Source organism: Pseudomonas sp. CM25 (assembly GCF_013179705.1).
Taxonomy (GTDB): Bacteria; Pseudomonadota; Gammaproteobacteria; order Pseudomonadales; family Pseudomonadaceae; genus Aquipseudomonas.
The window spans coordinates 1-9,579 of sequence record NZ_JABMCW010000216.1 but is presented as its reverse complement, the minus strand read 5'-3'; the positions used below and the strand labels follow the sequence as shown (position 1 = coordinate 9,579).

9 protein-coding genes are annotated in these 9,579 nt (G+C 65.8%); 4 read left to right on the top strand and 5 right to left on the bottom strand.

What is annotated here, in order from left to right; translation table 11 throughout:
- Positions 1–798 (top strand): sugar phosphate isomerase/epimerase (locus tag HP546_RS20215; RefSeq protein ID WP_172228703.1); only part of this gene is annotated, 798 nt, incomplete at its 5' end.
- Between the two features lie 164 nt (positions 799–962).
- Here HP546_RS20215 and HP546_RS20210 read toward each other — a convergent pair.
- Complete coding sequence (locus tag HP546_RS20210) at positions 963–2,279, bottom strand: hypothetical protein (RefSeq protein WP_172228701.1); 1,317 nt, start codon at positions 2,277–2,279, stop codon at positions 963–965.
- A gap of 202 nt (positions 2,280–2,481) precedes the next feature.
- On the opposite strand from HP546_RS20210, the gene HP546_RS20205 reads away from it, so the two are divergent.
- Positions 2,482–3,681, top strand: a complete 1,200-nt coding sequence (locus HP546_RS20205) for a sugar transporter (RefSeq protein WP_172228699.1) — start codon at positions 2,482–2,484, stop codon at positions 3,679–3,681.
- A 36-nt stretch (positions 3,682–3,717) separates the two neighbouring features.
- On the opposite strand, the gene HP546_RS20200 is transcribed toward HP546_RS20205, so the two are convergent.
- Genes HP546_RS20200 through HP546_RS20185 form a run of 4 tightly spaced genes read right to left on the bottom strand, consistent with a single transcriptional unit; the run spans position 3,718 to position 7,456 of the window.
- Positions 3,718–4,509 (bottom strand): ABC transporter permease, encoded by a 792-nt coding sequence (locus HP546_RS20200; RefSeq protein WP_172228697.1) that lies wholly within the window; start codon positions 4,507–4,509, stop codon positions 3,718–3,720.
- Positions 4,506–5,246: an ABC transporter ATP-binding protein gene (locus HP546_RS20195; protein WP_172228695.1), complete on the bottom strand. Its 741-nt coding sequence runs from the start codon at positions 5,244–5,246 to the stop codon at positions 4,506–4,508. Before HP546_RS20195 ends, HP546_RS20200 begins: the two co-directional genes overlap by 4 nt.
- Complete coding sequence (locus tag HP546_RS20190) at positions 5,243–6,232, bottom strand: YVTN family beta-propeller repeat protein (RefSeq protein WP_172228693.1); 990 nt, start codon at positions 6,230–6,232, stop codon at positions 5,243–5,245. Before HP546_RS20190 ends, HP546_RS20195 begins: the two co-directional genes overlap by 4 nt.
- A 30-nt stretch (positions 6,233–6,262) precedes the next feature.
- On the bottom strand, positions 6,263–7,456 hold the full coding sequence (locus tag HP546_RS20185; protein WP_172228691.1) for an ABC transporter substrate-binding protein: 1,194 nt from the start codon (positions 7,454–7,456) through the stop codon (positions 6,263–6,265).
- 151 nt (positions 7,457–7,607) lie between these two features.
- Here HP546_RS20185 and HP546_RS20180 point away from each other — a divergent pair, with 151 nt between their 5' ends.
- Positions 7,608–8,885: an ATP-binding protein gene (locus tag HP546_RS20180; protein ID WP_172228689.1), complete on the top strand. Its 1,278-nt coding sequence runs from the start codon at positions 7,608–7,610 to the stop codon at positions 8,883–8,885.
- The gene (locus HP546_RS20175) at positions 8,882–9,520 is read left to right on the top strand and encodes a response regulator transcription factor (protein WP_172228687.1); all 639 of its coding nucleotides are present in this window, start codon (positions 8,882–8,884) and stop codon (positions 9,518–9,520) included. Before HP546_RS20180 ends, HP546_RS20175 begins: the two co-directional genes overlap by 4 nt.
- The last annotated feature ends 59 nt before the right edge of the window (positions 9,521–9,579 follow it).

The window sequence follows — 9,579 nt, the reverse complement described above, 5'->3', positions numbered from 1 at the left end:
TCCCTGGCCGCCTTGACGGTGCTTGAGCTTTCCCCGCCTGACATGATCGAGGCGGCGGCCCGCGCCGGTTACAGCCATGTCGGCCTACGCCTGGTGCCGGCCACCGAACAGGAGCAGCACTTCCCGCTGGTCGCCGATGCCGACCTGCGCCGGAAGACCCAGGCGCGCCTGCGCGACACCGGCATCAAGGTGCTCGACCTGGAGATCCTGCGCCTGAAGCCGGAAACCTGTGTAGCCGATTTCGAGCCGATCCTGGCGGTGGGTGCCGAGCTGGGTGGCAGCGAATTGCTGGTGGCGGGCAACGACCCGGACGAAGCACGTTTGACTGAACGCTTTGCCGTGTTGTGCGACCTGGCGGCGGGTTATGGTATTCATCCGCACCTGGAGTTCATGCCCTGGACCGACGTGCCTGACTTGCGCCAGGCCATGCGGGTAGTGACCAACGCCGACCGAGCCAATGGCTGCGTGCTGGTGGATGCCTTCCACGTCAACCGTTCTCGCTCGTCGCTGGACGACCTGCTGCAGCTGGCGCCGCAGCGCATGCGCTATGCTCAGCTGTGCGACGTCGCCGGTCCGGTACCGGCCGACATGGACGAGATCCTGCGCCAGGCCCGCAACGAGCGGCGCTTCCCGGGCGAGGGCGATGCCGACCTGGTCGGCCTGCTGCGGGCATTGCCGGCCAGCGTGCCGCTGAGCCTGGAAATCCCTACGCGGCAGTTGCTGGAGCAGGGTATCAGCGGTGAGCAGCGTGCGCGCATGGCGCTGGAGAAGGCCATGGCGGTGTTGGCCTTGGTCTGAAAAGGTTGGGGGATGCGTGGGTCCTGGGGGCGCTACGACTTTGACAAATTGCATCGGGGCTGACAGGCACTGCACCGCTTGCGGCAAGCACCTGTCCGCCCCGAAGCGCTCCCTGTAGGATCCCCGGCGAAGAGGCCAGGCGACAAAGATGCGGGCGCTATCAATCACCAGGCCATCGCCCGGTCCCACCCCTTCCAGAACAACCACCGCCGCACCTCGCCATGCGCCCCGGTGCCGATCTGCCAAGCCGGCCGCCCGCTGTCCAGCGCAATTACCGAAACAATCCCCGCATGGCTCGCCGCCACCAGCGTACGCCCGTCGGCGCTGACATCCATCGCACTGATGGTCGAACCCAGGTAATGCTGCCAATGCTCATTGCCATCTTCGCCAAATGCCCGCAGGTAGCCATAGGCATCGCCGACGATATACTCGCCGTCGCGCGCGACCCCGGCGTACACCCGTGCACCTTCCTGGATCAACGGGGTACGTGGGTCCTGGCTGTAGTAGTCGGTATCCAGCCCCGGCAGATCGGCCACTCTCACCGCCAGCGTGGCGCCGCTGTAGAAGTGGCAGGCATTGAGGATGACCTGGTCGCCCGCACGGTTGAACAGCGCAAAGTGCGGGTACTCGCTGCAAGGACCGATTGCGGCCAGTGGTTCGAGCCGGTCATTGAACACCAGGTGCCGGCTGCCTTGCTCACCGGTCACGATCAGTCGGCCATCCACCGAGATTGCCGCATGCTCCATGCTCAGCCCCAGGCTGATGTCTTCCGGTTCGGTGCCTTCGGCCAGTTCATCGAGTACCCGCGCCTGGTGTGGCAGCAGGCGGGTCGCACCCTGGCCGGCCAGCACGAAGATACCCTCGGCACTCACCAGCAGCACCCGCTGGCCATCGGGGAAGGGGATCAGCGCTGTTGGCGTGGGGGGCAAATCGAACGGCTCGAACGGGTAACCGGGCGGCAAGCCCTCCAGCCCCGTGGGCCAGGCCAGGCGCTGGACCTGCGGACCGCCCCAGCCATCGGTCACACGCACGCCCTCGGCATTGGCCAAAGCGAAATAGCGCCGAGCGGGGCAACGGCCGAAGTGGTCTGTGCCGATCACCGGGGTCACCCCGTGCTGGTCGATTCGCACCACCTGGCCTTTCTCATGCGGCATGCCGATGCGGGCCAGCAGGCTGCCGTCCTCCAGCAGCAGGACGTTGCCGATGCCTTGGCCGTGTTCATCGAGCAACGGCACCAGGGGGTGGTGCGCAGGGGGCCAGGCCTGGCGGAAGGCCTGGCGCTGTTGCGCGTCGACGCCAGGGCGGTTGGCTGCCTGCAGGGCCGCCTGCCAGGCATCCAGCAGGTGCCCGGTGGCCGGCGGCTGCGGCGCCTCGAGGTTGTCCCAGCCTTGCGCGCGGCCCTGCGCGACGTAGTCGTTGACGGCCTGGGCATAGGCGATGACCGCCTGCTGCCACTGCTGCTGGGGGTGCTGCTTGTCCATGAGTGGATCGGGCTCCTTGTTGCAAACGCGTTTCACACAAAGCGCTCATGGTACTCCTTCTGCCTGCCTTGCGGTTGTGAGGCCCCGGCTTGACGCGTACCATGCCGGCCATTCCTATCCATAACAAAGCGTACGTCGTCACCCCTGCAAGCGGGTGGTCGGCGTGCGACCTGTCGCCTTGTGCGGAGAAGCGGTTTCCACCATGAACGGACCCATACCCACCCACCTGCCGCCGACGGCGGGCAGCGGCAGCTGGCTGAGCGTGATCGCGCTGGCCTTGGCTGCCTTCATCTTCAACACCACCGAATTCGTCCCGGTGGCGTTGCTCAGCGACATCGGCCGTAGCTTCGACATGAGCACCGCCCAGGTGGGCCTGATGCTGACCATCTACGCGTGGGTGGTGGCGCTGGCCTCGCTGCCGATGATGCTGCTGACCCGCAATATCGAACGGCGCCGCCTGCTGCTTTTCGTGTTCCTGGTATTCATTGTCAGCCACCTGCTGTCGTGGCTATCGCAAAGCTTTGCCATGCTGCTGGTCAGCCGTATCGGCATTGCCCTGGCGCACGCGGTGTTCTGGGCCATCACCGCCTCGCTGGCGGTGCGTGTGGCGCCACCGGGCCAGCAGGCCAAGGCGTTGGGCCTGCTGGCCACCGGCACCACACTGGCCATGGTTCTGGGCATTCCGCTGGGCCGTGTGGTGGGCGAGGCCCTGGGCTGGCGCATCACCTTCCTGAGCATTGCCGGGGTGGCGCTGGTCACCATGCTGTGCCTGATGAAATCGCTGCCGCTGTTGCCCAGCCAGAATTCGGGCTCGCTGCGCAGCCTGCCGATCCTGTTCAAGCGCCCGGCGCTGGTCATTACCTATGTGCTGGTAACCCTGGTGATCACCGCGCAGTTCACCGCCTACAGCTATATCGAGCCGTTCGCCCTGCACGTGGCGCAGATCAGTGGCGAGCGCACCACGTTGTTGCTGCTGCTGTTTGGCGGTGCCGGGGTGTTCGGATCGGTGCTGTTCAGCCGCTACAGCGACCGCTTCCCCCAGGGTTTCCTGGTCGGCTCGATCGGCGTGCTCGCCGCGTGCCTGCTGTTGCTGTGGCCAATGTCGGGCAACTTCTATCTGTTCGCTGCGCTGAGCATGTTCTGGGGTGTGGCGATCCTGAGCTTCAGCCTGGCGTTGCAGGCCAAGACCCTGAAGCTGGCGTCCGACGCCACAGACGTGGCCATGGCGCTGTTCTCGGGCATCTACAACATCGGCATCGGCGGTGGAGCGTTGTTGGGCAGTATCGTCAGCAGCCAGACGGGCGTGGCGCATATCGGCCTGGTGGGGGGGAGCGTGGCGGTGGTCGGGTTGCTGCTGGCCGTTGCCAGCATCCGCCGGTTTCGGGAGGCGGTAAGCAGCTGAACACCCCCCTCTCCAATCGATAGCCCTCAGCCCCTGTCAGCGCGGCTTGCGCAGCGCCGCATGCTGGGGGTTGAAGGTAACTACCGCCAGCAAGCTGAACAACACGGTCAACCCCAGGCACACCACCAGCGCCAGCAGGTTCAGCCGCTGATACAGGGCAAAACGCACCAGCTCCACGGCATGGGTAAAGGGGTTGAGCGCACACAGCCAGTACAGCCACTGGCTGGCCTCGCGCATCTTCCACAACGGGTACAACGCCGAAGACAGGAAAAACAGCGGGAAGATCACGAAATTCATCACCCCGGCAAAGTTCTCCAATTGGCGGATCGCGTTCGACAGCAACAACCCCAGGGCGCTGAGCATCAGGGCCACCAGCAACAACGCCGGCAGCGCCAGCAGCAACCCGCCAGCCGGTGGCTGCACGCCGTACAACCAGGCGATGGCGAGAAAGGCATACACCTGCAGCAGCGAAATCAGCGAGGTTGCCAGCAGCTTGCTGGCCAGCAGGAACGGCCGTGGCAGCGGGCTGGTCAGCAGCACCCGCATGCTGCCCATTTCCCGGTCATATACCATCGACAACGAGCCCTGCATGCCGTTGAACAGCAGGATCATGCAGGCCAGCCCGGGAATGATGTACACCTCGTAGGGGATGTAGCTGTCATAGGGCTCGATGATTGCTATGCCCAGCGCCGCGCGAAAGCCGGCGGCAAACACCAGCAGCCACAGCAGCGGGCGCACCAGGGCGCTGAGCAAGCGCGTGCGCTGTAGCACGAACCGCAGGCATTCGCGTTGCAGGATGCCATTGAAACATTGCCAGTAAGCGTTCATCGGGCATGGGCTCCTGAGGGCGTGCTGGTCAAGCAAGCAAAGGCGTCATCGAGGTCGCCACCGTGCGCCAGGCTCAGGCTATCGGCCGTGCCGCTGGCCACCAGGCGCCCCTGATGCAGGATCAGCAAGTCATCGTGCGGTTGTACTTCGTCCAGCAAGTGGGTGGTCCACAACACGCTGAGGTCGTGTTCCCGGCACAGCTGCCGCAGGTGCTGGTTGAGCGCCAGCCGGCTGGCCGGGTCAAGGCCGACGCTGGCTTCGTCCAGCAACAGCAAGCGCGGTTCATGCAGCAGCGCACGGGCGATTTCCACCCGGCGCCGATGGCCGATGTTCAGCTCGCGAACGCGGTCCCGGCGGCGTTCACCCAGGCCCTGGCGGGCCAGTTCGGCGTCCACCCGCAGGCTGCTCTGACGCCGCGACAGGCCGTGCAGCGCCGCGTGGTAGCGCAGGTTCTGCTCGACGCTGAGGTCCAGGTCCAGGGTGCTTTGCTGAAACACCACCCCCAGCTGGCGCAAGGCCGCGCGTGGCTGGTCGCGCAGTGAGCAGCCACCCACGCGGATGTCGCCTTGTTGCAGGTCGTAGAGGCGTGTCAGCAGGGCGATCAAAGTCGACTTGCCCGCGCCGTTCGGGCCCAGCAACGCGGCAAATCGCCCGGGCGCCAGGCTGAACCCGACCTGTCTGAGCGCCTCGCGCGGGCCGTAGGCGAAGCTCACGTCACTGACCTCAAGGGCGTTCATGGCGTGACCACCACGCCCCAGGGGTAGCGCCCGACCTTCACCGACTTGAGCACCTTGAGGCTTTTGGTATCGATTACCGAAACATCGCCGCTGACCCCGTTGGTGGCCAGCAACTGACTTTGGTCGGGGGTAAACGCCAGCTGCCAGACTCGTCGGCCGACCAGCAGGTAGTCCATTACCTCGTAGGTGCTGGCATCGATCACCGCCACATGGTTGGCCGGGCCCAGGGCAACGAAGGCGTACTTGCCATCGCCACTGAGCTTGATGCCCACCGGCTGCACTTTGTCCGGGTGCACACCCTTGATCTGGAAGTTCAGGGTTTTCAGCACCTGGCGCGTGGCCACGTCGAGGATGGTCACCGTGCCGCCGATTTCCGCCGAAGCCCACAGTCGCGACCCGTCCTGGTTGAACTCGACAAAACGCGGCCGCTGATCGACCAGGGTGCTCTCGGCCAGGGCCTGGGTGCTGGTGTCGATCCAGTGCAGCATGTTGGTGGTTTCGCTGGTGTTGACCGCCCACTTGCCATCCGGGCTCACCGCCATGCCTTCGGGTTCGATGCCGACGTCGATCTGCCCCAGCACCTTGTCGGTCACGGTGTCGATCACCGTTACCAGTGCGTCGTCCTCGTTGGACACGTACAGCCACCGGTCGTTGGGGTGCAGGGCGAATTGCTCGGGGTCCTTGCCGGAGGGCAGTTCCTTGATGATCTTGCGGGTGGCCACGTCCATCACCTGCACCCGGTCCGAGTCGCTGGCGCAGATGTACAGCAGCTTGTTGTCGTGGGACAGCAGCAGGCCGCGCGGGCGCTGGCCGACCGGCAGGGTCTCGGTGACCTCCATGGTTTGCAGATCAATCAGGCTGAGGCTGTTGTCCTTCTCGTTGGAGACCCAGGCGGTTGCAGCCATGGCATGTCCGCTGGTCAGTGCCAGGGCGCCCGACAGCAGGCTGGGGTACAGCAGGGCCCGGTGGAAGAGGGAGCGGCGCATGGCGAATTCCTTGTTGTTGTGGTTATCGGGTCAGGGGTAGCTGCAGGTCACTTCGGGTTTGTCGTAGCCCAGGCTGTCCATCTCGTTGAACGGGTGCAGGAAGCCCTCCTGCGGCGAGGTACTGACCAGGGCGCGCGGCTGCACCAGCGGGATCGGTTGGCGCAGCTCACCGTTCCACGGCCGGTAGCTGAGCTTGCGGCCCTTGAATCCGTCCAGCGGCAACTGTTCGCTGAGCAGCAGTTGCTGCAGTGCGCGTGGCTCGGCCTGGCGCAGTTTGCTGACAGCGCTGGCGATGCTGCGCACGGCCATCCAGGCGGCGAAATCGCGGTCGTTCATCCAGCGCCCGGCCTGGGCTTCGAAACGTTTTTGCAGCTGCGCCGCGCCAAAGGTCTCCACGGTCTTGTGCCAGCCGGTAGGTGTCAGGCCCTGGGTGCCGGCCACGGGGCGCGGGTACCAGGTCTGGTAGGGCAGGTACTCGCCGAAGTCGCCGCGCTCGTCGGCCACCAGCACCACGTCGTATTCGGCGGTCTGGGTGAACAGCGGCATGTCGGCCTGGGCGCTGCGGCGCTGGTCGTTGTCGAAGGTCCAGGTTTTTTCCGCCACCAGCTGCACGCCAAAGCGTTTTGCCGCGCGGCGCAGGGCGGCGGCGTAGGCCTGGTCGTCCTCGGTCTGCCCGACCACCAGCAGCGCCCGCTGCCATTTGCGCACTACCAGCAACTGCACCAGCGCATCAGCCAGCATGGCCCGGCCCGGCAAGCTGTGCAGTACATTGCCCAGGCACTGGTTGCTGCGCAGGCTGTCGTCGGGGCTGCCGGCGTTGAACAGCAGGCTGTCGGGCAGGGCCGCAGACAGCGCGCGCAGGCTGGCGGCAGGGGCGTTCACCACGAACAATCGCAGGCCCTGGTCATGCTGGGCCTTGGCGGCCTGCAGCAGCGCGGCGGGGGTGTCGACATTGGCGCGGGTCAGGTGGAACGCTTGCTGCAGAAAGCGCCCGGTGCTGTTGCTGTCGACGATCGCCAGCTCGGCACCCTGCAGCCCGGCATCGGCGGGCTCGGGGATGATATTGGACAGCAACGGGCCTGGGTCGGGGCGGTAGCCAAGGTAGCCGATGCCAACTTGCAACGCGGCTGCAGCCTGGCCCGCAACCGCGGGCGCCAGGTCGACAGACAGTGTCGCGACCAAGGTCAGCAGGCAGGTCAGGGCAAGGCGGGCAGGCTGGTGCATGACACACTCCACGGCAGATGGCGCCAGCATAGGAAGCCCGCCGGGAGCGGGAAATATGCAGAAAGTACCGCTCGGCCGGTACCAAGGTAGTAATTCGCCACGCATGCCCCGGTTTTACGATGGTCCCAGCGCCCCTGAGGAGACCCTGCCCATGCGCCTGATCAACCTGACGGCCCTGTGGCGGATCAACCTTTGTGTCACCCTGTGCTTCGCCCTGCTGACGCTGGCCTGTGCCGGGGTGCTGCTGCACCAGGCGGTGGCGGATGTCGAACGTGAGTTGCAGTCCGCCGAAGCCGTAGTGGCCTACCTGGGTGACACCGCCGAACGTGACCCGGCAAGCCTGCAGCCACGGTTGACCCAAAGCCTGCGCCATGTGCGGGTGCACTGGCTGGCGGCGAACCAAACGGCGCGGCTGCCGCAGGAGGCGGGGCTGGATGCCTGGCTGGGCCGCCAGCTGATTGGCGAGCGCCACCACAGCACTCGGCTGCTGAACCTGAAGGACGGGCGCCGGGTGTTGATTGCCGTCGACGCGCGGGATGAGATCGACGAGGTCTGGGAAGCCCTGTTGCAACTGCTGGGCCTGTGTGGCGTGGCTTTGTTGTTGAGCCTGGTGAGCATCCGCTGGGCGGTGCGGCGGGGCCTGGGGCTGCTGGATGAGCTGTTGCAGGCCTTGCGCCAGGTGTCGGGTGGGCAATTGACTGCGCGATTACGCGAGGCGGGCCTGCCCGAGGCTCGGCAACTGGCTGAGCACTTCAACCACATGACGGTCTCATTGGCGCAGGCCCGGGCCGACAACACCCAATTGACCCAGGCGTTGCTGGCCGTGCAGGAGCAGGAACGCACCCAGCTGGCGCAGGCCCTGCACGATGACCTGGGGCAATACCTGGCGGGTATTCGCGCCCAGGGCTGCCTGCTGCGCCTGTCGGCCGAACAGCCCACGGTAGTGCAGCAGACCGCGCTGGCCCTGGAACTCAATTGCGAACGCCTGCAACAGGGCTTTCGCGCACTGGTACACGACCTGTATCCGGTGGCCTTGCAACACCTGCCCCTGGCCGAAGCCTTCAGCTTGCTGGTGAACCGTTGGCGGGCCAGCCAGGGCATCGATTGCCGCTTGCGGATCGGCGAGCAACTGCCGCTGCTGCCCGATTCGAGCAGGACGCATCTGTATCGGCTGCTGCAGGAGGCGTTGACCAACGTTGCCCGGCATGCGGGCGCCAGCCAGGTGCGGATACGCCTGCAACGCTGCGGCAATGGCTTGCGCCTGTTTGTTCGCGACAATGGCTGCGGTGCGCGCCAGCCCCAGCGACCTGGGGTAGGCCTGCATTCGATGGCCGAGCGTGCCCGCAGCCTGGGCGGGGAGCTGCGAATCCTCAGCCGCCCCGGTAGCGGCTGGGCGCTGGCCCTGACTATTCCCGAGGAGGTTCGATGAATATTGTCCTGGTCGATGACCATGCCGTGGTTCGCCAGGGTTATGCCAGCCTGCTGCGCGCCGTGTTGCCAGCGATGCAGGTGCGTGAGGCTGCCAGTGGCGAGGAGGCGCTGGCGCGGGTACACGAGCAGGTGCCCAACCTGGTGATCATGGACTTCGGCCTGCCGGGCATCAGCGGCCTGGAAACTACCCGCCGCCTGCGCCAGCGCCTGCCGCAGCTGCGCGTGCTGTTTTTCAGCATGCATGACGAATTGCCGTTGGTGCGCCAGGCGCTGGAGGCGGGGGCCTCGGGCTACCTGACCAAGAACTCGGCGCCCGAGGTGTTGATCGAGGCGGTGCAGCGGGTGCTGGCGGGGCATGCGTACATTGAGCAGCCGTTGGCTACGCAACTGGCCTGCGCTTCACAGCATGGGCAAAGCGACCCGCGGCTGCAGCGCATGACTCAGCGTGAGCTGGAGATTTTTGTGATGCTGGCCAAGGGGACACCGGTGCGGGTAATCGCCGAGCAGTTGTGTATCAGTGCCAAGACGGTGTCCAATCATCTGACTTTACTCAAAAGCAAGTTGCAGGTCGGGTCGCACGCCGAGCTGGTGCATTTGGGCATTGATCTGGGGGTGGTGAGGGTGGCGGGGTGAATGGAGCCCCGCGCGGCGCTCGATCGCACAGGCGCAGAAAATGCCAGGACGACCACCCG

Excerpts from the sequence above, each read along its gene's own strand:
- HP546_RS20210 (WP_172228701.1), bottom strand. The coding sequence starts at position 2,279 with ATGGACAAGCAGCACCCCCAGCAGCAGTGGCAGCAGGCGGTCATCGCC.
- HP546_RS20205 (WP_172228699.1), top strand. The coding sequence starts at position 2,482 with ATGAACGGACCCATACCCACCCACCTGCCGCCGACGGCGGGCAGCGGC.
- HP546_RS20200 (WP_172228697.1), bottom strand. The coding sequence starts at position 4,509 with ATGAACGCTTACTGGCAATGTTTCAATGGCATCCTGCAACGCGAATGC.
- HP546_RS20195 (WP_172228695.1), bottom strand. The coding sequence starts at position 5,246 with ATGAACGCCCTTGAGGTCAGTGACGTGAGCTTCGCCTACGGCCCGCGC.
- HP546_RS20190 (WP_172228693.1), bottom strand. The coding sequence starts at position 6,232 with ATGCGCCGCTCCCTCTTCCACCGGGCCCTGCTGTACCCCAGCCTGCTG.
- HP546_RS20185 (WP_172228691.1), bottom strand. The coding sequence starts at position 7,456 with ATGCACCAGCCTGCCCGCCTTGCCCTGACCTGCCTGCTGACCTTGGTC.
- HP546_RS20180 (WP_172228689.1), top strand. The coding sequence starts at position 7,608 with ATGCGCCTGATCAACCTGACGGCCCTGTGGCGGATCAACCTTTGTGTC.
- HP546_RS20175 (WP_172228687.1), top strand. The coding sequence starts at position 8,882 with ATGAATATTGTCCTGGTCGATGACCATGCCGTGGTTCGCCAGGGTTAT.